The organism is Kitasatospora sp. NBC_01266, from assembly GCF_036242395.1.
Classification (GTDB): Bacteria; Actinomycetota; Actinomycetes; order Streptomycetales; family Streptomycetaceae; genus Kitasatospora.
In genome coordinates this window covers 4,946,865-4,969,208 of record NZ_CP108458.1, presented here as the reverse complement: position 1 = coordinate 4,969,208, position 22,344 = coordinate 4,946,865, and the positions used below count along the sequence as shown (strand labels likewise).

Below are 22,344 nucleotides of genomic sequence, written 5' to 3'. Positions count from 1 at the left end.
TCAGTACGGGGGAGTTTCTGTGGCGAAGTGGGACATCGACCCGGACGGCGTGCGTACCGTCCTGGTGAAGACCAGTCAGTCGTTCGACAGCCTGGCGGCGGACGCGAAATCGTACGGCGGTCATCTGGAGAGTGCCGCGACCTCGGCCGGCGGGCTGACCCAGCCCGGCCAGAGCGGTGGCAGCGGCAACAGCTCCGGGGACGCCTCGAAGCAGCCGTCCGGCCTGGTGGCACTGGCACTGGCGCAGTTCGCGCAGGCCAAGGACGGCGAGCTGTCGTTCATCGCCGCACGGGCCGGCAAGTCGATGCAGGGCGCGGTGGACGCGACCAAGGCGTACCTGGCGGGCGACGACCAGATGGCGGCCGACACCCAGAAGGCGGCGCTGACCGACCCGACCGTGCCCCCGCCCGGCGGCGGCGACACCCCGGCCAGCGGAAAGAAGGCCGGCAAGTGATCAAGCCGGAGGACATCCCGCAGTTCGCCGGGAACCTGGACCAGCTGGAGGCGGACGCCAAGTCGCTGACCACGGACGCCGGGAACATCCGCACCGACGGTTCGAACATCCACAGCACCTTCCAGGGGCTGTCGGCGTACTACCACTCGCCGGACGCGGACCAGTTGTTCGCGACCACCAAGCCGGTCTCCACGCAGGCGGACTCGTTCGCCTCGGACGTGGAGAAGGTGGCGTCCGCGCTGAGCTCGTACGCCTCCGAGGTGCGGCCGATCGCGGCGAAGCTGAAGGACCTGCAGACGCAGGCGGCCACCTTCGTGGCCAGCGTCAAGGGTGACGACGACTGGAAGTACGACAAGAACAAGGTCGACCACAACAACGACCTGCTGCACCAGGTCGACACGGCGGTGGCCGCGTTCTGGGCCGCCGAGCGGACCGCGGCGAACAAGATCGACTCGGTCTTCGGCGGCACCCAGTACGTCGGCAACGACGGCAGCAACAAGGCCGACATGTACGGCTACACCGGTGACCAGCTGGACGGCGCGCAGGTGCCGTGGGGCAGCACCGAGCAGCAGTCCCACCACTGGTACGACGTCGGCTACTGGACGAAGAGCTTCGTCTGGGACGGCCTGATCGTCGACGGGATCTGGGGCACCATCAAGGGCCTGGGCACGCTGGTCGGCTTCGGCGGCCTGAAGAACTTCGAACAGGCCTGGAAGGGCATCGGCGAGCTCGCCCTGGGCCTGACCATCACGCAGTTCGACCCGGCCTTCCTCGCCACCCCCGACTCGATGCTGCCCGGCTGGCTGAAGGGCGCCAAGAACGCCCCGATCGCCTTCGCCAAGAGCATGGTCGCCTGGGACGAGTGGAAGAAGAACCCCGCCACGGCCGCCGGCTCGGTCTCCTTCAACATCCTGACCTGCGTCATCGCCCCGCTGAAGATCGGCAAGCTGGGCGCCCTCGGCGAGGCAGGCGAGGCCGGCACCGGCGCCAAGGCGCTCAGCGCCTTGGCCAAGGTCGGCGAGGTCATCGACCCGATGACCTACGTGAGCAAGGCACTTGCCCCGGTACTCAGCAAGCTCCCGTCGGTCTCCGACCTGGCGACCGCGCTGGGCAACCTCAAGGGCGACGGCGTCAAGAGCCTGGACGACCTCGCGGGCGCCCACCCGGGCATCACGCAGCCCGAGCTGAAGGTCCCCGAGAACCCGGTCGGCGTCCACCCGGGCGGCGGCGCACCGCTGCCGCCGGGCTGGACGCTGCCCAAGACCGAGGTCCCCGGCGTCCACCCGGGCAGCGGACTCGGGGTGCACCCCGGTTCCGACGTGCACCCGGTCGGCACCGCGCCGCACCCGTCGGCCACGGTGCACCCGCCCGGCCTTGACCAGCACCCGCCGACGCCGGTCCACACAGGCGACCCCGGCCCGGTGCACACCGGCGACCCCGGCGCGCACTCGGGCGGCCCCGCCACCGGACACGCCGGCGACCCGGGAGCGGCGCACCCGCCGACGCCGGTGCACACCGGCGACCCGGGGGCGGCGCACCCCGGCGGCCCTAGCGCGGCCCACCCGAACGGGGCCGGCCACCCGCACGGCAGCAACAACCCGATGCCGAACGACAAGTTCGACAGCCTGCCCAAGGACCAGCAGGTCTCCGTCGCCGAGGCGGAGATCTCCCACGGCGCCAAGCAGTTCTACCTAGACGGCCACGCTTTCCAGTACGGCGCCGACCACTGGAACCACCTCGCCGAGAACCTGCCGAAGGAGGAGCAGAAAGCCCTCTACGACTACACCTGCTCCCCCACGGACGTCACCCCGCGGGGCAGTCACCCGAGCTATGTGGAGATCAACGGATACCTCCGCGGCGACTCGGCGTTCGACACCCCCGCCGTGCGACACGACATCGCCGAGATCGACAAGGCGATGGCGAGCAGCCCGGTCACCGAGGACATCTGCGTCGTACGCGGCACCGACCTGTCCCACATTCCGATGAATCCGGAAAATATGGTCGGCCACACCTTCGACGAGGACTCGTACGTCTCGACCTCGCTCGGCCACAACCCCGCCTCGGCCTTCGGGGGCAAGCAGGCTGTCTTCCACTGGCGGGTACCGGCGGGGACTCCGGCCATGTGGGTCGAGAAGGTCGGCCACTACGGAGCCGGTGAGCGCGAACTCCTGCTCGGGCGCGGCCTGCAGTACCACGTGGACCACGTAATCTTGGATGACAAGGGCCAGTACCAGATCTACGGCGAGATTCTGCCGAAGCGATGAAAGAGGTCGAAACCATGACTGGCGATCGCAAGAGCAGTCCGGGTCTCTACGACGATCTGCAGATGAAGCTCTCGCCCGGCGGTCCCCGCGACTACGCCGACGCCACGGACGGTCCCGTCCGCTACGCCCTCGTGGCGAACGCGGACGGCGTCGTGCTCGGCTACCTCTGGGCAGCCGAGCAGGACGACGCCGCCGACTTCCTTCCGCGCCCGGCCGCCGGTATTCCGGCAAGGCAGGCGGCGGGCACCTGGGTCACGCAGCTGCGGCATGGGAAGCAGCGCGACCTGACGCCCGTGCAGGCCCTCGCCGAGCTGGCCGGGTTTGCCGGGAACATCAACTCCGGTCGCGTGGTTCCCGGTTCCGAGGCCACCGCCCCGAGCCTGGACGCACTCAACCAGATCGCCGGCCAGAGCTGAACGCCGACGAACCGGGCAGCTGGAGCAGCCCCAGGCTCTCCCAGGACCTTGAGGCGCGCCCGCTGCCCGGCGGCCCCAGCGACTACGACCGGACCACGGACGGTCCCGTCCGCTACGCCACCGTGGCGAACGCGGACGGCGTCGTGCTCGGCTACCTCTGGGCAGCCGAGCACGACGACGCCGCTGGCTTCCTCCCCCGGGAGGAGGCCGGCGACTTCGCCGACAACGCCTGGGTCAGCTGGATCGGCGAGCTCCGCGAGCGCAAGCAGCGCGACCTGACGCCCGTCCAGGCCCTCGCCGAACTCTCCGACGGCGTCGGTCACGCCAACTACGGCTGGGTCGTCGCCGGTTCCGAGGCCACCGCCCCGAGCCTGGACGCGCTCAACCAGATCGCCGGCCAGAGCTGAACGCCGACGAACCGGGCAGTTGGAGCAGCCCCAGGCTCTCCCAGGACCTTGAGGCGCGCCCGCTGCCCGGCGGCCCCAGCGACTACGACCGGACCACGGACGGTCCCGTCCGCTACGCCTCCGTGGCGAACGCGGACGGCGTCGTGCTCGGCTACCTCTGGGCGGCCGAGCACGACGATGCGGCCAACTTCCTCCCGGCCGTGGCTGCCGGCATCCCCGGACGGCAGGCCAAGGGCGCCTGGAAGACCGAGCTCCGCGAGCGCAAGCAGCGCGACCTGACGCCCGCCCAGGCCCTCGCCGAACTCTCCGACGGCGTCGGCCACGCCAACTACGGCTGGGTGATCCCCGGCTCCGAGGCGAATGCCCCCACCCTGGACGCGCTCAAGGCAATTGCCGCGCAGGGCTGACCATCGCCAATTGCCGGAGGAGTGTGCCAAAAGACCCACGCTCCTCCACATGTCGATACCGCTCCCACAAAAAATGATCAACCGTGGAATTCGACAACCACCTGCACCCGCGCCATTCGCGGAAGTTGTCGCCCAGTATGCTCACGGTGCGCCGTACCCGTTCCCACCGCTCGCCACCCATGAACAGCGAGCCTGACGACGACCACGGTGCCAACGGGGACAGGAGAGACAAGGTGGACAACCACTGATGTCGGCGCGTGACTTCGACAGTCAGCTGCTCGAGTCGGTGTCGGTTCGGCGCCGGCGGATGCGGGATGCGCTGCTGCACGGTTCGATGCGCTCGCAGCGTTCCACCGACGAGCAGTTGGGCAAGGTGTTCGGTGGCATCGCGCTGGCGGCGGTGCTCTGTGCGGGGTGCGTCGGGTGGTCGTTCGTCAGCCACAAGCTGATGCATCCGGCCGCACCGGCGAGCGCTCCGGCATCGTCGACCGCGCCGTCCGACGGAGCGTCCGACACACCGTCGAACGCGCCCGCCGCGAAGCTCTCCCAAGCGCCTTCCGAGAAGCCCTCGGTGGCGCCGTCAACCACGCGTTCGGTGCCGTCCCCGGCCGGCCGGACGACTCCGTCGCGATGATAGGTTCTGCGAAATGGTGAAGGCAGGCGGGGGCCGCTCAGCTGGGCTGAGCAGGGTGACGTTGGTGGGTGACAGGCGACGGGTCGACCTGGTCCTCCCCTCGGACGAGCCGATCGGGCGTCTGCTGCCCGACGTACTGGTCATGCTGGACGACAAGGCCGCCGCCCGGCCGATGCTGCGTCACCTGGTGCTGACCGACGGCACCATCCTCCCGCAGGACGGCACGCTGTCCGACGCGGGCATCTCGGACGGCGCCGTGCTGCGGCTGGTTCGCGCCCAGGACACCCCGTCGGCCCCGGTGGTGCACGACGTCACCGACGAGGTGGCCGACGACCTGGACCTGCGGGACGGGCGCTGGAAGCCGGCCGGCCGCCGGCAGACCGCGGGCCTCGCGACCCTGGTGCTCGCGCTGGCCGCCGGGTTCCTCGCGGTCGGCGACCTCGGGGCGGCAACGGCCGGTGGCTGGCTGGCCGCGGTGGGCGCGGTGCTCGGCCTGACCGGGGTCGTCGCGACCCGGCTGGGCAACCGCGGCCTGGGCACGACGCTGGTCCTCGGCTGCGGGGTGCTCGGCGCGCTCGGCGCCTGGACGCTGGCAGACGCGCACGGCTGGCCGCCGGCCACCCGTTGGGCGCTGCTCGGCGGCACGGTGGTGCTGACGCTGCTGCTGCTCGGTCTCTTCTCGCCGATCGGGCGCGGCGGACTGATCGGCGCCGGGGCCGTGTTCGGGCTCGGCACGCTCTGGGAAGCGGTGGCGGGTCTGCTGTCCGGCGCGCACCACCCGGGCGGTCAGGCGCAGTTGGGTGCGGTGCTCGCGGTGGTCTCGGTGATCGCGCTCGGGGTGCTCCCCCGGCTCGCGCTGGTCGCGGCCGGCCTGACCGGGCTGGACGACCGGCGCTCGGGCGGCGCGTCCGTGAGCCGTCTCGAGGTGGCCGGCGCGCTGGCCGCCGCACACCGCGGCCTGGCGATGGCCACCGTGGCGACCGCCGTGTCGGCGACCGCCGGTGCCTGGCTGGCTGTCTCGGTGCGCAACCCGTGGACGGTGCTGCTCACCGTCCTGGTCACCGTCGTGCTGCTGGCCAGGGCCCGGGCGTACCCGCTGACCGCCGAGGTGGTCGCGCTGCTCGCCGGGTCCGTGGCCCTGGTGCTGCGGCTGATGACGGTCTGGCCCGACCCCGCGCACGGCCACGGCGGCGGGGGCGGGCACACCCGCCTGCTGGTGCTCGCCGTCCTGGCGCTGCTGCCACTGGCCGTCCTCGCCGTCCAGCCGCCGGATCACGTGCGGGTCCGGCTGCGGCGGGCCATGGACGCGGTCGAGGCGGTCGGCGTGGTCGCGCTGATCCCACTCGCGGTCGGGGTGTTCGGCGTGTACGCGCGGCTCCTCGGCACGTTCTGAGACGGGGGATGAGAAATGTCCAACGATGACTGGCAGCACTCGCTGTACGGGGACCTGGGCGGCGGCAACATGCCGCTCGCGGGTCAGCTCCCCCAGGACGCGCAGCCGCAACAGCCATACCAGCAACCGCCGTACCAGCAAACGCCGCACCAGCAACAGCACCACCCGCAGCAGCAGTACCAGGCGCAGCAGTACCAGGCGGCCCCCGCAGCGGTGACCGCACCCGCCGCCGCGCCCGCGCAACCCGCCGCCCCGCGGCGGCAGCGCCCGCCCCGGCCCCGTCAGCTCCCGCTGGAGCCGCCCGCCCCCGTGCCGGCCATCGACCCCGCCCTGTCGCTCTCCCCGGCCAAGCCCCGCAACGGCGACCCGGCGGCCGTCCGGGCCGGCCGCGCGCTGCGCCGCGTCCTCGGGTCCTCGGCGGCCCGCGAGGTCGAGCTGGCGACCGCGACCGCCAAGGCGATCCAGCAGCCGATCACCACCGGCCGGCAGATCGCGGTCACCAGCATCCGCGGCGGCGCCGGCAAGACCACGGTGGCCGCCCTGCTGGGCGCGACCTTCACGCACTACCGCCGCGACCCGGTGCTGCTGCTGGAGGCCGAGCCGGCCCTGGGCACGCTGCCGATCCGCACCGGCGCCCGCGAACTGCGCTGGGCCTTCGACGAGATCGCCCAACTGGTGAACCCGTCCATGCCGTTCGACCAGATCCTCGGCTACCTGGTGGCGCTGCCCGAGGGCGGCTGGCTGCTGCCCGGCAGCCGCGGGCAGATCGGCGCGCGGCTGGAGCTGGCGGCCTACCAGTCGGTGGCGGTGGCGCTGCGCCGGTACTTCGCGATCACCGTGGTCGACTGCGAGTCGCTGCCGGGCGAGCTGGCCCGCAGTGCGCTGTCCGCCGCGCAGTCGCGGGTGCTGGTGGCGCCGGCCACCGTCGAGGGGGTGACCAGCACGCACACCGTGCTGAGCTGGATGAGCGGCCTGCCGCGCCCGATGCTGCCGTCCACCGTGGTCGTCCTGACCGAGACGTCACCGCGTCCGGAGATCGACCTCGGCAAGGCCCGTGCCCACCTGGCGGTGGACGGCGTCGAGGTGCTGAGCCTGCCCTACGACCGGCACCTGGCGGCCGGCGGCCGGATCGACACCGGTCGGCTCGCGCGCAGCACCCGGGACCAGGTGACGCGGCTCGCGGCCGGGCTGCTCGACCGGGCCGTCCGCGGGTAGCGATGCGTCCACTGCCCGCCGCCCCGAAGCCTCCGGCCCTGCCCAGGCCGGTGCGCAGGCTGCCGCCAGCGCTAGCGCAGCAGCCTGCGCACCGGCCTGGGCAGCTTCGGCCGGCCGGTCAGGCGGCCGAACTCGACCACGCCCAACTGCTCCTCGGAGTACCAGAACAGCCGCCGGTCGCAGCGGTCCGCGGCCTGGTCGTAACCGGCGGCCACCAGGTCGGCCATCGCCCGGGCCGCGCCGGCCGGACCGCCCGCCCGGACCGGGTAGAGCAGCACCTCGCTGTACCGCGGCAGCCCGACCAGCACCCCGTGCGGAGTCGGCTCCGGGACGAAGCGGTCCAGCCCGAGCAGCACGCTGGTGGCCAGCACGCTGCCCGGCCGGCCGACCACCCGCACGGTGCCGCCCTCGCCCAACGGCCGTTCGGTCACCGCGAAGCGGGGCAGCTCAAGGCCGAAGGTGTTGGCCAGCGCGTTGCCGCCCGGGTCGGTCAGCACCAGCCGATCGGCCCGTTCCCGGGTCAGCCGGCCACCGTTCTCGTGGTCGAGCACCACCACCACGTCCAGCAGGTCCCCGTACGGCGTGCACATCAACCGGCCCCGCTCGGGCTCGGGCAGCCGCGGCACCACCTGGACCCGCAGCAGTTGCTCGACCTGCCCGAACTCGCGGCGCTCGGCCAGCGCGGCGGTCACCTGCGCCACCTTCTCGGCCAGCCACGCCTCCACCTGGCTCGGCCAGGCGTGCGAGGGCAGCGGCGCGCAGCGCTCGATGACCGGCTCCACCGGGATGTCCGCGTGCGCGGCACCGACCGGCAGCACCAGGCGTCCGGTGTCGGCGTCCAGCATCGCGTGCGGCACCAGCACCGGCAGCAGGTCCGCGATCAGCGCCCGGACGTCGGATGCGATGTCCGCTCGATCACTCATTGCCCGTTCCTATCAGTGAGGTGGAACAGATGACCACTCGGCTGGTCCACCGTCCCGCCCGTACCACGCGCCCGCTGGCGGACACCGCGCCGCGCACCGTCGAGGCGCCGCCCAACCTGCCCGAGGGCAAGGCCGGCGGCCTGGCCCAGGCGATGCTGCCGATCATGGGCGTGATGAGCTCGGTCGTCATGATGGCGGTGCTGCGCAGCGGCCAGTACGCGGCGATCGGCGCGGTCACCCTGATCGTCACGGTCTGCGGCACGATCGGCATGCTCTTCTCGCAGCGCGGCAAGGCCCAGCGCACCCGGCGTTCGCAGCGCGAGCGGTACCTGGAGTACCTGGAGCGCCAGCGCGAGGAACTGGCCGTCGAGGAGCGCGAGTTGCGCTCCCAGGCGCGGTTGCTGGCACCGCCGCCGCAGGCGCTGTACGACCTGGTGCAGGACCCGGCCAGGCTCTGGGAGCGGCGGCGCACCGACCCGGACTTCCTGCACGTACGGGCGGGCACCGGCGAGTTGCAGCTGCGGCCGCTCACACTGGCCGCGCAGGGCTCCAGCGCGCTGACCCCGCCCGACCAGTTCATGCTCAACGAGGCCCGCGCGCTGCTGCACCGCTTCCGGACCACCGGCGACCTGCCGCTGCCGGTCCCGCTGGACCGGGCCGGCAACGTCAGCGTGGTCGGCGAGCGCTCGGCCGTGCTCAGGGTCGTCCACACGCTGCTGCTGCACGCCGCCGTCTCGCACGCGCCGGACGACGTCCGGCTCGCGCTGGCGGTGCCGGGCAACCGGCTGGCCGACTGGGCCTGGGCGAAGTGGCTGCCGCACGTGCTGGACCCCGAGCAGTGGGACGGCCCGATCCACGCCCGCCGGATCGCGCCCGACCTGGCCCAGCTGGCCCAACTGCTCGGCGACGAGCTGCGCCGCCGCGCCTCGTACGCGGCCGAGGTGCGGCGCGGCCTGGCGGGCGGCGACGCGCTCGGGCTGACCGGGCGACTGCTCGTGGTCAGCGACGGCCACGGCCAGATCGCCGGCGAACTCCTGCGCCCGGACGAGGCGGTGGCGCTGGCCGAGATGGGCGTCACGGTGCTGCACCTGGTCGCCGAGCGGGTCGCCGAGCCGAGCCAGGTGTCGGTGCGGATCACCGTCGAGGGTGACCGGATCAGCGTGGAGGACCTGCGCGGCGCCGAGCCGGTCACCGTCCACGGGACGGTCGACGACTTCTCGGCCGCCGGCGCCGAGGGACTGGCCCGGATGCTCGCGCCGCTGCGGCTGTCCGCGGACTCCGCCGCCGAGGGCGGCACCGGCGGTTCGGTGGACTACGCCGGCCTGCTCGGGATCGCGGATCCCGCCGCGCTCGACCTCGCCCGGCTGTGGGCGCCGCGCGGCGAACGCTCCTTCCTGCGGGTGCCGATCGGCGTCAACGACGCCGGGCAGCCGGTGCTGCTCGACCTCAAGGAGTCCGCCGAGCTGGGCATGGGCCCGCACGGGCTCTGCGTCGGCGCCACCGGTTCCGGCAAGAGCGAGTTGCTGCGCACCCTGGTGCTGGCGCTGCTCGCCACCCACCCGCCCGAGGACCTGTCGATGGTCCTGGTCGACTACAAGGGCGGTGCGACCTTCGCGCCGTTCGAGCGGGTGCCGCACGTCGCCGGGGTGATCACCAACCTGGAGAACGACGCCGGCCTGGTCGAGCGGGTGCACGCCAGCCTGGCCGGCGAGGTCCAGCGCCGCCAGCAGGTGCTGAAGAACGCGGGCAACATCGCCGACATCTCGCACTACCGCGCCCTGCGGGAGACCAGGCCCGACCTGCCGCCGCTGCCGCACCTGTTCGTGGTGATCGACGAGTTCGGCGAACTGCTCACCGCCAAGCCGGACTTCATCGACCTGTTCCTGTCCATCGGCCGGATCGGGCGCAGCATCGGGGTGCACCTGCTGCTCTCCAGCCAGCGGATCGAGGGCGGCCGGCTCAAGGGCCTGGACACCTATCTCTCCTACCGGTTGGGCCTGCGCACCTTCTCCCCCGAGGAGAGCCGCACGGTGCTGGAGACCCCCGACGCCTTCCACCTGCCGCCGCTGCCCGGCTTCGGCTACCTCAAGGTCGACACCAGCGCCTACGAGCGGTTCAAGGCCGGTTTCGTCTCCGGCTCCTACAGCGGCCCGGCGCAGCCGCAGGACGAGCAGGGCGGCCCGACCGTGCTGCCGTTCCCGTCGTTCAACACCCTCTCCCAGGCGGAGCCGGGCACCGACGACAGCGAGCCGACCACGCCCCGGCGCGCGCTGGGACCGACCGTGCTCGGCCTGATGGTGGACCAACTGCGGGTCGCGGCCCAGCCGGTGCAGCAGATCTGGCTGCCGCCGCTGCCCGCCGCGCTCACCCTGGACACGGCGGCCGGTCCGGTCCAGGTGTCCCACCGCGGCATGCAGCTGGCCGGCACGGCGGGCCCGCTGCGGGTGCCGCTGGGCCTGCTGGACGACCCGGCCCGGCAGTGGCAGGGCCGCTGGTACCTCGACCTCACCGTGGCCGGTGGGCACGCGGCGGTGATCGGCGGGCCGCAGGCCGGCAAGACCACCCTGCTGCGCTCGCTGGCGCTGTCGCTGGCGATGACCCACACCCCGGCCGAGGTCGGCATCTACGGCCTGGACCTGGTCGGCGGCGGACTGCAGGCCCTGGCCGGGCTGCCGCACGTCGGCGGGATCGCCGGCCGGGCCGACCGCGAGCGGGTCCGGCGCACCATCGAGGAGGTGCACGGCATGCTCGCGCGCCGCGAGGCGGCCTTCCGGGAGCACGGCATCGACTCGGTGGAACGGCTGCGTGCGGTGCGCGCCGCCGGGCAGCTGCCCGAGCTGGGCTCGACGGACATCGTGCTGGTGATCGACGGCTTCGGGGCACTGCGCGACGACTTCGAGGAGATCGACGACCACGTCCTGGACCTGCTGCAGCGCGGCGGCGGCTACGGCATCCACGTGGTGGGCGCGATGCTGCGCTGGAACGACGTGCGGATCGCCACCCAGGCCACCTTCGGCACCCGGATCGAGCTGCGGCTCAACGACCCCGGCGACAGCAGCATCGACCGCCAGCTGGCCGCTGCCATCGCCCCCGGCCGCCCCGGCCGGGCGCTGACCGACGGGCGGCTGAACGCCCAGGTGGCGCTGCCCCGGATCGACTCGATGGCGACCGGCGGCGACCTCGGTCCGGCCCTCGAACAGGCCGTCCTGGCCGTCCGCTCCGCCTGGACCGGTGAGAGTGCCCAGCAGGTCCGGGTACTGCCGCCCAGGCTGCCCGCCGCCACGCTGCCCTCGCCGGCCACCGAGCCCCACCGGGTGCCGATCGGCCTGGACCAGAGCGCGCTGGCGCCGGTGACGCTCGACCTGTTCGGACGGGACCAGCACCTGCTGGTGCTCGGCGACAACGAGTGCGGCAAGACCAACCTGCTGCGCCTGGTGGCCCGCGGCCTGATCGACCGCTACACGCCCGAGCAGCTGGTCTTCGCCGTGATGGACCCGCGGCGCGGCCTGCGCGACCTCGTTCCGGAGCCCTACCAGGGCGGCTACGCGTACAACGCCAAGATCTCCGGCGGACTGGCCGCCGGGATCGCCACCGAGCTCGAGAAGCGGATCCCGGACGAGCACACCGATCCGCGGGCGCTGGCCGAGGGCACCTGGTTCAGCGGGCCGCGGATCGTGATCCTGATCGACGACTACGACGTGCTGACCACGGCCGGCCAGCAGCCGCTCGCGCCGTTCCTGCCGTTCCTCTCCTCGGCGCCCGACATCGGCCTGCACATCGTGGTCACCCGGCGGGTGGCCGGCGCCTCCCGGGCGATGTACGACCCGTTCCTGCTCACCCTGCGGGAGAGCGGGACCTCCGGGCTGCTGATGACCGGCGACCGCTCGGAGGGCGAACTCTTCCCGGGCCTGTACGCCTCGGCGCAGCCGGCTGGCCGCGGCCACCTGGTCCGGCGCGGCGAGCCCAACCGCCTGATCCAGACCGCGCTCGCCCCCAGGACCGCACCCGACCAGCAGGCCGGCTCCGCCGCGCAGGCTGCCCTCGCCCCCCAGGACTCCTCGTGACCAAGGACGTGATCGCGCTCACCGAGCGCATGCCCGACCCGCAGTCGCTGCTCGCCGGGCTGCTCGCCGCCGGCCCCGAGCTGCGGCTGCAGACCCTCGCCGACGGCGCGGTGCTGCAGCTCTGCGACGAGCAGGGCCGACCGCTGGTCTCGATCGAGACCCCGATCCTGCTCCAGGTGCCGGGCGAGGCCGCCCGGCTGCTCGGCGACCAGGCCGCCGCCGTGGGCACCCCGGCCTGGTGGGTGGAGGCACGGGCCACCACCGCCGCGCCGCACGCCGAGCGGCTGGCCGGCGCCTTCGCCAGCCGGCTGACCGCCGGGCTGGGGGGCCTGGTCTGGCCGCCGGAGGCCGCCGTCGCGGTGCCGGCCCCCGCCACGGACGCCGCCGGCGACACCGCGCTCACCCCGGGGCCGGCCGCCGCCCCCGGCCATCCCGCGGTGGACGTGCTGACCGACCGGGTCGCCGTGGTGATGCAGGACCGGCCGGTGGTCGCGATGACCTCCTGGCTCTCCGACGCGCTGCGCACCTGCCTGGGCTCCGGGCGCGGCCTGCAGATCGTCACCCCCGCGCACTGCCGGCTCACCCTGGCGACCCGGACGCTGCTCAGCGGCACCGACACCCGCTGGGTGGTCCGTGACGAGGCCCAGGGCTACTACGACGGCCTGTCCGGCGCGGTGCTGCGCTGGCAGGACGGCGCCTTCCAGCCGGTGGACGCCCCGCCCGGCGAGACGCCTGTCGCCCGCGCCTTCGTCGACCTGCCCGACCACGGCGAGACACAGCTGATCCTCTCGCTGCGCACGCTGCGGCCGGCCGACAACGAACTCGTCCTGGGCGGCGCCCTGGAGACGGTCTGGCGCACCCTCACCGGGCAGCCGCCGGTCGGCTGGGGGACCGCCGAGCCGGTCAGCCTCCCCTGGTCCCGTCGCGAGCTCACCGACCTGGCCCACCGGCGCTCCCCCACCGGCACCTGGGCGGTCGTCGTCGGCACCCCGGAGCAGCCCGCCGTCGCCACCGTGCGGGTCGCCCGGACGGTGGACGGCGTGGAGGAGGACGTCACCCTGGTCCTCGGCTACCCGGCCGGCGAGCAGCCGCCGCTGGAGGGCATCCCGGCGCTGGCCACCGAACTGGTCTGCCGGCACGACGTGCAGTCCCTGCTGGTCCAGCGCCGCGCGGCCCGCCGTGACCTCACCGTGCCGGCCCACTTCGAGGCCGTACCGATCCCGGTCGGCTTCGCCATCGGTCCCGACGCCGTCCACCGCACCGGCCTCGAGTACGCCCGCCGCCCACCCATCCCCGGCGCCCCGCTCCCGCTCGGCCCCACCGGCCGCCCCGGCCTGCTGTACCCCCTCGGCGACGGGACCACGGCCGGCGCCTGGAGCGCCCTGCAGCTCCTGATGCGCCACCTGCGCGACGCCCCGACGGCCTGAGACCCGACCCCCGGTGGGCCGCCCGCCCACCGGGGCCGCCCGGCAGACGCCTCGTCAGGTTCGACGCACCCGCAGAACACGGAGTCCCGCCCGGAGTTGCTCTGGGCGGGACTCCGTGAGCCGCTCACCACCGAAGTGGTGCAGGACCTGGCAGGGCCCTTGGACGGGTGGCGCGGTGGGCTCAGCCGGCGCTGAAGTAGCCGAACAGGTCGACCGCCACGTGGGTGTTGCCCGCGTGGTTGAAGACCGCGAAGTTCCCGTTGGCGTCCAGCCCGGTGATGACGTGGTTGGCCACCGTCACACCCGGCGTCAGGTTGAGGTTGCTGGTGCCGGGCACGCCCGTGCCGTCCGCGCGGACTGCCAGGTAGCTCGACGAGTCCGGCTCGATCGCCGTCACGTTGACCACGGCGGACGTCGCGTTCGCCGGCGCGGCGCCGACCCCACGGGCGCCGACCGGCAGCCAGCTGTTCGCGCCGAGCGGGGTGCCGGCGCCCTCACGGGTGTCGACCAGCCGGGAAGGGGTGACCGGCGTGAACAGGCCCGTCCCCTCGGGGCTGTAGTAGCCGAACAGGTCCACCGCGATCTGGGTGTCGGCGCCGTGGCTGAACACCTCGACCTTGCCGTCCGCGCCCAGCGGCACGATCACCTGGTTCGGCACCGTCTGCCCCCGGGTGAAGTTCAGGTTGCTGGTCCACGGGTTCGCCGTACCGTCGGCGAACGCCGACACGTAGCCGTCCGCGTCCGGGTCGATCGCCGTCACGTTCAACACGGCCGCCGTCGCATCGGACGGCACACCGTCGACCCCCGCCACCTGCACGGCAGTGGTGGCCCCCGACGCCAGCGGGGCACCCGACCGGGTGTCCAACAGCCGGGCCGGCGTGGTGGAGGTGAACTTGTCCGCCGCACCGGGCGCGTAGTAGCCGAACAGATCGACCACCAGATCCACCGAGCCCGCGTTGTTGCGAGCGTAGACGTAGCCGTTGGAACTGAGCGGCACGGTCACGAGGTTGGCCACCGTCGCGCCCGCACCCAGGTTCAGCGACGACGTCCCCGACCCCAGCGCCGGCGAGACGTCGACGTGGGTGTCGGCCGTCGCATCCGTCGCGGTGACGTTGAGCACCACCGCCGTGGCGCCGACGGGCACCGGGGGGTCGATCACGATCGACCCGCCGGGCCCCACCGGGCCGGGGTGGCTGCTGAAGGACTGGCGGGTGTCCACCAGCCGGCTCGGGGTCAGGGCGACGAAACCGCCGGGCTGCGCGGCGGCCTGCACCACCTGCTGGACACTCTGCGAGCGCCCCGCCTCGTCCGTGACCGTCAGCGTGGCCGTGTACGTCCCCGGCGTCTGGTACGTGTGGGTGGTGGAGGCAGTGGAGACGGTGGTGCCGTCACCGAAGTCCAGCGTGTAGCCGGTCACCTGCCAGGTGCTGGCGGGGACCGTGGCGGCGAACGAGTAGGTCAGCAACTGGCTCGCCGGCGTCACCGTCAGGACCGGGGCGAGCGGGGCAAGGACGGTCGCCACCGCCGGGGTCGGGGCGACGGCGGTCAGGGTTCCGCCGACGCCGTCCGTGACCGTGACCGAAGCGGTGTACTGGCCCGTCGTCAGGTACGTGTGGCTGAACTGCGCCTGCGTGGTGACGACCGGCGCAGTCCCGTCACCGAAGTCGTAGGTGTAGGTCAGGGTCGTCTTCCAGGAGTTCCTCACCGTCGCTTGAGCCGTCACCGTCAGCGGCGCCGGCCCCTGGGCGGACGGGTACTGGGCGCCGCTCAGGCTGAGGGAGACCGACTGCAGGCCCTCGAACTCGACGGCTCCGCGGTCGCGGAAGCCGCCGGCACCGACGCCGGTGTTCGCAACGTTCGGGTCGTCGGCGGTCGCGTGACCGAGCAGGTCGGTGGCGAGGACTCCGGGCGCCTGCGCGTTGGCGGAGTCGACGGCCGCGGATCCCTCCGTCAGTCCGACATGCGCGCCGACGATGTTGTCGAACCTCACGGCACTGTCGATGTCGTGCGCCGCCTGACCGGTCGCGCTCTGCAGCGCCGCCGGAGAGCTGTAGTCGCTACCGGCCCAGCCGTAGGTGGTCTGGCCGGTCAGCGGGTGGACGATGTTGTAGTCCACCGTGCTCTGCGCGACGGAGTCGGCGGAGAGCGAGATCAGGGTGCCCGAGCCGGTCGTGCAGTTACCGTCGCCGACGATGATGTTGTTCTGCACCGAGGCGCCCGAGGAGGCACCGGTCAGGCTCACTCCCCCGTAGCACTGGTAGCCGATCGTGTTGCTGGTGATCACGGTGCCCGGCGCGTCCGTCACCGTGAGCGCCGGCACGCTGTTGTTGGCGCCGATCTCGTTGGTGCTGATCAGCGTGGACTGCGCCCCGGCGGAGACGGCTACGCCGAACCCGGCCTCCATCTCGTTCCTGGTGATCGAGACGTGGTCACTCTGGCCCGAGACCACCACCGAGGCAGGGTAAGGGGATTGCGAGCCGACCGTCAGCCGGGCGCTGATGAGGTTGTTATCGACGGTGACGCGGCTGGAGTCGGTCACGGAGACCGGCTGCTTCGCGTTGGTGAAGTCGAACCCGGTGAACGTGATGTCGTGCTGGCCGGCGATGCTCACCGCGTGCGGCCACGGGTTTCCGTCCGGGCCGTAGAGACCCTGGATGGTGGCCCCCGGGGTGCCGTCGGGGGCGCTGCCGACGAAGGTGATCGGCTGGTCCGGCGTACCGGACCGGGTGAGGTCCACCTCCTCCTGGTAGCCGAACCTGCTCGGTGCCACCCGGACGGTCTGCCCGGGCTGAACGACCTTGGCGGCGGCGGAGATGGTGCAGTACGGCTGGGCCTGGGTGCCAGTACCCGCGTCGCTGCACTGGCTGCCCGGACTGTTGTTGACGTACAGCGTGGTCGGCGCGTCGGCGGCGGCCGGCAGGGCCGGCAGTCCGAGCAGCGTGATGGCAGTCGCAACGGCGAGACCGGCGACATGGCGAAGGCGCAAAGTGGGATTCCCCCGAATCGGCGAACAGGCGTGCGTATTCTCCTCGCCGAGATCGACCGCTACAAGCCTTCCCGGCCCGCTACCAGCACCTCGTCCCCCCGCTCGACGACGGCACCGCGATCCGACTCCTGCGAGGCCGCCCAGCTGACGAGCACTCCGCCCGCATCCCGAAGAGCCCGACCCCCGGCCGCCGTTGGCCCCCACCCCAGCGGCGGCCCCGGCATGCCTCCTGCACCCGGACCACCCCGAAGGCCAGCCGAGTTCGGACGCTCCCTCGAAGCAGCCCCCACAACGCAGAGATCCCGCCCGATCAGAACGATCGGACGGGATCTCGTGACCACTCACGAGTCAGACTCGTGAACAGTCGTTGGGTGGAGCTGAGGGGATTCGAACCCCTGACCCCCTCGATGCGAACGAGGTGCGCTACCGGACTGCGCCACAGCCCCAACGAGAAGAAACAATAGCACCTTCTGGAGGGGGCTCGTGACCACCCCCCGCTGGTGGGACGGGGTGGGCTACTCGCCCGCCGCGCGGGGGCGGCTGGCGGGCGGGGTCTCGTACTGGTCGAAGAGCGGGGTGTGCGAGGGCTCGGCGGGGCGGCCGGAGGTCCAGGTGCCGGGGGCGCCGAGGTCGAGGCCGCGGGTGACCCGGGGGGCGACCGGGGCGGTGACGTAGGTGGGCAGCGGGACCGGGACCGGCTCCCAGGAGTCGGGGCCGGCCGCCGCGCGCTCGCGCAGGCCGTCCACCCACTCCTGGTGGTCGGTGGCCTCGACCAGCGCCTGGCGGGCAGCGGGCGGCTCGGCCGGGGCGACGGTGAGCCGCGGGTGCGAGTGCGGGTGCGGGCGCGGGTGCGGGTGCTCCTGGTCCACCTCGGCGGCCACCGTCGCGATGTCCGCCACGACCGTGGCGGCCCGGGCCTGCTCGCGCTCGCGCACCCGCTGGGCGGCCTGGGCGGCCCTGGAGCGGTCCAGCTTGACCTCGTAGCGCTGGCGCTCCAGCCGGCGCAGGTGGCCGATGTAGAGGGTGAGCAGCAGGGCCGGCAGCGCGGGCGCCCAGAGGAAGGCGACGCCCGCCACCGCGGCCACGATCGCGCCGAGCGCGAAGGCCAGGAAGAGCACCGTGACCATCCGCCGGCGGCGGGCCAGCAGCCGCGCCCGCCGGTCACCGGCGGGATCGTTCGCGAGGCCCGCGACGGGGACCGTGCCGGACCCGGCGGACGGTACGCCGCCGCCCGACGCGAGTCCGCCCGGCGGATTGCCGGACGGCGCGTCAGCCGACTCGGCGTCAGGGGTGCCGTCGGTGGTCGTGCTGGGGTCGTTGTCGCCCAGGGCCCGGGACGCCCGGCGCTCCATCGCCGACCGCCCGGCGAGCAGGCGGATGGCGGTGCTGAAACGTTCGGTCGGGCGCGCTTCGTTGAGCTCGTCCTGCCTGCGGAGCCACATGGGCACCAGATAGGCAGCCCAGGCCCCTACGATGACCGCGTAGATGAGGCCGCTACTGCTCACGTTTCACACCGTACGGGCGTTGGGTAAGAGCGGGCAGCAATTTGACGCGGCGTGTCGCACCGCCAAGCTGATTCTCTGACTATTTTGCCGGAATTTGTCACCGCTTGCCGGGGCGGCGATGCCATATCGATATGATTTTCGAACACTTATTCAATTACCTCATGCGCCAACGTTCCAGCAGTCCTTCCGGGACTTCATCGGCTGTCAGCGCGTAGACCAGGTGGTCGCGCCAGTCCCCGTCGATGTGCAGGTAGCGGGGCCGCACCCCCTCCGAGCGGAAGTCGAGTTTCTCCACCACCCGGCGGCTGGGCCGGTTCTCGGGGCGGATGCAGACCTCCACCCGGTGCAGCCCGAGGACCTGGAAGCAGTGGTCCACGGCGAGCGCCACCGAGATCGGCATGATGCCGCGCCCGGCCACCGCCTCGTCGACCCAGTAGCCGACATTCGCCGAGCACATCGAGCCCCAGGTGATCCCCCCCACCGTCAGCTGACCGACCAGCTCGCCCCGGTAGAGCACCACGAAGGGCAGCATCCGCCCGGCGGTGGCCTCGCGGCGCAGGTAGCGGACCATCTGACGGTAGGTCGGTCGCGGCCCGGCGACCCGGCCCAGCGGCACCGGCGGCACGGTGGCCTCCCAGCGGCGCAGCCAGTCCCGGTTGCGGCGGCTCGCCTCCTGCCAGGCCGTGCGGTCGCGCAGCCGGATCGGGCGCAGCACGATGTCGCCCTCGCGCAGCTCCACCGGCCAGCCGGCGCTCAGCTCGCTCCCCCCGGCTGCTGCGCCGGCCGCGGGTGGTCACCGCCCGCGAGCTGGTCGACGGCGTGCGCGAGCAGCGGCTCCAGCACCGCGAGACCGTCCCGCACGCCGCCCGTGGAGCCCGGCAGGTTGACGATCAGGGTGCGCCCGGCCAGGCCGGCCAGGCCGGCCAGGCCCCGGGAAAGCGCCGAGGTGGGGACCTTCTCGCGCCCGTGGGCGCGGATCGCCTCGGCGATGCCGGGAATCTGGCGGTCGATCACCCGGGCGGTCATCTCGGGGGTCAGGTCCATCGGCGAGATGCCGGTGCCGCCGGTGGTCAGCACCACGTCGTAGCCGGCCGCCACCGCCTCGCGCAGCGCGCTCTCCACCGGCTCGCCGTCCGGCACCAGCCGCGGGCCGTCGACCGTGAAGCCCATCGCGCGCAGGCCCTCGACCAGCAGCGGGCCGCCCCGGTCCGGATACACCCCCGCCGAGGCACGGTTGGAGACGGTGACCGCGAGCGCCCTCACGAGGCCTCACCCCGCACCCAGTCGCCGCTCTTGCCGCCGGTCTTGGTGAGCACCCGGACGTCCTCGATCGCGGCGGCCTTGTCGACCGCCTTGACCATGTCGATCACGGTCAGCCCGGCCACCGCCACCGCGGTGAGCGCCTCCATCTCGACGCCGGTGCGGTCAGCGGTGCGCACGGTGGCGGTGATCTCGACGGCCTCGTCGGTCACTTCGAGGTCGAGGGTGACCCCGGAGATCGCGATCGGGTGGCAGAGCGGGATCAGCTCGGGGGTCTTCTTGGCGCCCATGATCCCGGCGATCCGGGCGACGGCCAGCGCGTCCCCCTTGGGCACGCCCTCGCCGCGCAGCAGCTCGATCACCCGCGGGGCGACCCTGACCCGGCCGGCCGCGACCGCGGTGCGCACCGTGCTGGCCTTCTCGGAGACGTCGACCATGCGGGCGGCGCCCGTCTCGTCCACGTGGGTCAGGCGGTCGCCGGGTGGTGTGGTCACGTCAGTTACTCCAGCAGAACGGGGTGAATACCGCGCTACCGTACCGCTCCGCCCGCGCCGGATCGCCGTCGGTCCGTCAGCGGGACGGTGGCGCTAGGCCGAAGGGCCCAGCAGCGCCGTCCCGCACACCGTTCGACGGCGCCGCTCAGTCCGGCAGCAGGACGACCTCGACCCGCTCGCCGGCCGCCACCGCCACCGCGTCCTCGTCGACCACGATCAGGCAGTTCGCCCGGGCCAGCGCCCCGACCAGGTGCGAGTCCGAGCCGCCGACCGGCGTCACGGTGCCCTCGCCGCCGTCGTACCAGCCGCGCAGGAACTGCCGGCGCCCGGCCGGCGAGCGCACGGCACCGGTGCACCGGGCCCGGGTCACCGGGCGGTGGATGTCCGGGGCGCCCAGCATGGTGCGGATCACCGGCCGGACGAAGAGCTCGAAGGAGATGTACGCGCTCACCGGATTGCCCGGCAGCGCCAGCAGCGGGACGCCCGCGTCGCCGTCGCCGATCCGGCCGAAGCCCTGCGGCTTGCCCGGCTGCATCCGCAGCTTGCGGAAGTCCATCCCCGCGTAGTCGGCGAAGACTTCCTTGACCACGTCGTAGGCGCCGACGCTGACCCCGCCGCTGGTGACGATCAGGTCGGCCCGGCCCAGCTGGTCCTCCAGCACGCCGCGCAGCACGGCCGCGTCGTCCGGCACCCCGCCGACCCGGTAGGCGATCGCACCGGCCTGCTGGGCGGCGGCGGTCAGGGTGAAGCTGTTGGAGTCGGAGATCTGCCCGGGACCCACCGGCTCGCCGGGCTGCACCAGCTCACTGCCGGTGGAGAGCACCACCACCCGTGGGCGTGGGTGGACCCGCACCGTGCCCCGGCCGATCGCGGCCAGCAGCCCGAGCTGGGTCGGACCGAGCCGGGTGCCGGCGGTCAGCACCGTCTCACCGGCCTGGATGTCACTGCCCCGGCGGCGGATGTGCGCGCCTTCGGCGACGTCCTGGAAGACCCGGACCTCTTCGCCGGCCACCGGCGCCGCCATCCGGTCGGCGGCCTGTCCGCTCCCGCTGCCGCCGTCGGTCCACTCGACCGGGGCGACGGCCTGGGCGCCGGGCGGCAGCGGCGCGCCGGTCATGATCCGGGCCGCCTGCCCGGGGCCGACCTTGGGCAGCTCGGCCGCGCCCGCCGCGACCTCGCCGACCACGCCGAGCACGGACGGGTAGCGGGTGGTGGCGCCGATGGTGTCGGCGGTGCGCACCGCGTAGCCGTCCATCGAGCTGTTGTCGAAGGGCGGCAGGTCGCCGGTCGCGACCACGTCCTCGGCCAGCCGGCAGCCCTGGGCGTCGAGCAGTTGCAGTTCGATCGGCGGCAGCGGGACGACGCCCGCGAGCACGTCGGCGAGGTGCTCCTCGACGGTCCAGTGGCGGTGCCCGGGAGCCTGGGCCCCACACGCGTCCGCAGTGCTGCCATGCTCTTCGGCCATCGCCACCGTCGCCTCTCGCTCCTCGGCGCCGCGGCTCGTCAGCCGCGGCGCCTGATCAACTCTGCGGCTGTTGCTCAGTCCTGCATCTCGCTGCTCACGAACTCCCGCAGCCAGCCGCGGAACTCCGGGCCGAGGTCCGCGCGCTCGCTGGCCAGCCGGACGATCGAGCGCAGGTAGTCCGCGCGGTCGCCGGTGTCGTAGCGGCGGCCGTCGAAGAGCACGCCGTGCACCTGGCCGCCCTCCTCCAGGCTCAACGAGGCCAGCGTGCGCAGCGCGTCGGTCAGCTGGATCTCGCCGCCGCGGCCCGGCTCGGTCTTCTTCAGCACCTCGAAGACCGCCGGGTCGAGCACGTAGCGGCCGATCACCGCGTAGTTGGACGGCGCGTCGGCCGGCTCCGGCTTCTCGACCAGGTCGGTGACGTGGAAGACGTCCGAGCCGAAGCCGTTCGCCTGCACCGCCGCGCAACCGTAGAGGTGGATCTGCGCCGGGTCGACCTCCATCAGCGCCACCACCGAGCCGCCCAGCTCCTGCTGGACCTCGATCATGCGGGAGAGCAGCGGGTCGCGCGGGTCGATCAGGTCGTCACCGAGCAGGACCGCGAACGGCTGGCCCGCCACGTGCTGCTCGGCGACCAGCACCGCGTGGCCCAGGCCCTTGGGGTCGCCCTGGCGCACGTAGTGCATGTTGGCCAGCGAGACGGACTCGCGGACCCGGCGCAGCTTGTCCTCGTCGCCCTTGCGGGCGAGCAGCTCCTCGAGCTCGTAGGCCCGGTCGAAGTGGTCCTCGAGGGCACGCTTGTTGCGGCCGGTGACCATCAGTATGTCGGAGAGGCCGGCGGCAGCCGCCTCCTCCACCACGTACTGGATCGCCGGCTTGTCGACGACCGGCAGCATCTCCTTGGGCGTGGCCTTGGTAGCCGGCAGAAAGCGGGTTCCCAGACCAGCGGCAGGCACGACGGCCTTGGTGACGGGCAGGCGGGGATTCGTCGTCGTCATGCGTTGACCTTACTCAGGCAGGATGACCACCCTGA

General features: G+C 73.1%; 17 protein-coding genes, 1 tRNA gene and 1 pseudogene. 10 read left to right on the top strand and 9 right to left on the bottom strand.

Annotated elements, in window-relative coordinates; all coding sequences use genetic code 11:
• Positions 1 to 19: 19 nt before the first annotated feature.
• The 8 genes and pseudogenes from OG403_RS21815 (at position 20) to OG403_RS21780 (ending at position 7,190) form a co-directional block, all read left to right on the top strand.
• Positions 20 to 454: a DUF6507 family protein gene (locus OG403_RS21815; protein WP_329566921.1), complete on the top strand. Its 435-nt coding sequence runs from the start codon at positions 20 to 22 to the stop codon at positions 452 to 454.
• Complete coding sequence (locus OG403_RS21810) at positions 451 to 2,718, top strand: ADP-ribosyltransferase (RefSeq protein ID WP_329566919.1); 2,268 nt, start codon at positions 451 to 453, stop codon at positions 2,716 to 2,718. Before OG403_RS21815 ends, OG403_RS21810 begins: the two co-directional genes overlap by 4 nt.
• A 14-nt stretch (positions 2,719 to 2,732) precedes the next feature.
• A complete protein-coding gene (locus tag OG403_RS21805) occupies positions 2,733 to 3,134 on the top strand; it encodes a hypothetical protein (RefSeq protein WP_329566917.1) in 402 nt (133 codons plus the stop codon).
• Between the two features lie 122 nt (positions 3,135 to 3,256).
• Positions 3,257 to 3,541: a hypothetical protein gene (locus OG403_RS21800; protein ID WP_329566915.1), complete on the top strand. Its 285-nt coding sequence runs from the start codon at positions 3,257 to 3,259 to the stop codon at positions 3,539 to 3,541.
• 122 nt (positions 3,542 to 3,663) lie between these two features.
• Positions 3,664 to 3,948, top strand: coding sequence for a hypothetical protein (locus tag OG403_RS21795; RefSeq protein WP_329566913.1), 285 nt, complete (start codon positions 3,664 to 3,666; stop codon positions 3,946 to 3,948).
• Positions 3,949 to 4,195: 247 nt separating this feature from the next.
• Positions 4,196 to 4,396 (top strand): annotated as a pseudogene (locus tag OG403_RS21790) (hypothetical protein); the annotation flags it as partial.
• 199 nt (positions 4,397 to 4,595) lie between these two features.
• Entirely contained in the window at positions 4,596 to 5,975 is a 1,380-nt protein-coding gene (eccD, locus tag OG403_RS21785) for a type VII secretion integral membrane protein EccD (protein WP_329566911.1), read from the top strand.
• A gap of 15 nt (positions 5,976 to 5,990) precedes the next feature.
• Positions 5,991 to 7,190, top strand: a complete 1,200-nt coding sequence (locus tag OG403_RS21780) for a MinD/ParA family protein (RefSeq protein WP_329566909.1) — start codon at positions 5,991 to 5,993, stop codon at positions 7,188 to 7,190.
• A 71-nt stretch (positions 7,191 to 7,261) separates the two neighbouring features.
• Here the strand turns inward: OG403_RS21780 and OG403_RS21775 are convergent, their stop codons facing one another.
• On the bottom strand, positions 7,262 to 8,113 hold the full coding sequence (locus OG403_RS21775) for a hypothetical protein (RefSeq protein ID WP_329566907.1): 852 nt from the start codon (positions 8,111 to 8,113) through the stop codon (positions 7,262 to 7,264).
• Positions 8,114 to 8,142: 29 nt separating this feature from the next.
• Between OG403_RS21775 and eccCa the strand changes: the two genes are divergently transcribed.
• Both eccCa and OG403_RS21765 read left to right on the top strand, forming a co-directional pair.
• Positions 8,143 to 12,177 (top strand): type VII secretion protein EccCa, encoded by a 4,035-nt coding sequence (gene eccCa / locus OG403_RS21770; RefSeq protein ID WP_329566905.1) that lies wholly within the window; start codon positions 8,143 to 8,145, stop codon positions 12,175 to 12,177.
• Entirely contained in the window at positions 12,174 to 13,604 is a 1,431-nt protein-coding gene (locus tag OG403_RS21765; protein ID WP_329566903.1) for a DUF6177 family protein, read from the top strand. The genes eccCa and OG403_RS21765 overlap by 4 nt, the downstream gene beginning before the upstream one ends.
• A gap of 181 nt (positions 13,605 to 13,785) precedes the next feature.
• Here the strand turns inward: OG403_RS21765 and OG403_RS21760 are convergent, their stop codons facing one another.
• From OG403_RS21760 to galU, 8 genes are all read right to left on the bottom strand, one after another.
• Positions 13,786 to 16,590, bottom strand: a complete 2,805-nt coding sequence (locus OG403_RS21760; RefSeq protein WP_329566902.1) for a PKD domain-containing protein — start codon at positions 16,588 to 16,590, stop codon at positions 13,786 to 13,788.
• Positions 16,591 to 16,962: 372 nt separating this feature from the next.
• A tRNA-Ala gene (locus OG403_RS21755) sits at positions 16,963 to 17,036 on the bottom strand.
• A 69-nt stretch (positions 17,037 to 17,105) separates the two neighbouring features.
• Positions 17,106 to 18,095, bottom strand: coding sequence for a divisome protein SepX/GlpR (sepX, locus tag OG403_RS21750; protein ID WP_329566900.1), 990 nt, complete (start codon positions 18,093 to 18,095; stop codon positions 17,106 to 17,108).
• Between the two features lie 154 nt (positions 18,096 to 18,249).
• Positions 18,250 to 18,834, bottom strand: coding sequence for a GNAT family N-acetyltransferase (locus OG403_RS21745; RefSeq protein ID WP_442910951.1), 585 nt, complete (start codon positions 18,832 to 18,834; stop codon positions 18,250 to 18,252).
• A gap of 14 nt (positions 18,835 to 18,848) precedes the next feature.
• Positions 18,849 to 19,358 (bottom strand): MogA/MoaB family molybdenum cofactor biosynthesis protein, encoded by a 510-nt coding sequence (locus OG403_RS21740; protein WP_329566896.1) that lies wholly within the window; start codon positions 19,356 to 19,358, stop codon positions 18,849 to 18,851.
• Positions 19,355 to 19,792 (bottom strand): cyclic pyranopterin monophosphate synthase MoaC, encoded by a 438-nt coding sequence (moaC, locus tag OG403_RS21735; protein WP_329572437.1) that lies wholly within the window; start codon positions 19,790 to 19,792, stop codon positions 19,355 to 19,357. Before moaC ends, OG403_RS21740 begins: the two co-directional genes overlap by 4 nt.
• A 202-nt stretch (positions 19,793 to 19,994) precedes the next feature.
• A complete protein-coding gene (glp, locus tag OG403_RS21730) occupies positions 19,995 to 21,314 on the bottom strand; it encodes a molybdotransferase-like divisome protein Glp (protein WP_329566894.1) in 1,320 nt (439 codons plus the stop codon).
• 74 nt (positions 21,315 to 21,388) lie between these two features.
• Positions 21,389 to 22,309, bottom strand: coding sequence for a UTP--glucose-1-phosphate uridylyltransferase GalU (gene galU / locus OG403_RS21725; protein WP_329566892.1), 921 nt, complete (start codon positions 22,307 to 22,309; stop codon positions 21,389 to 21,391).
• Between the last annotated feature and the right edge of the window lie 35 nt (positions 22,310 to 22,344).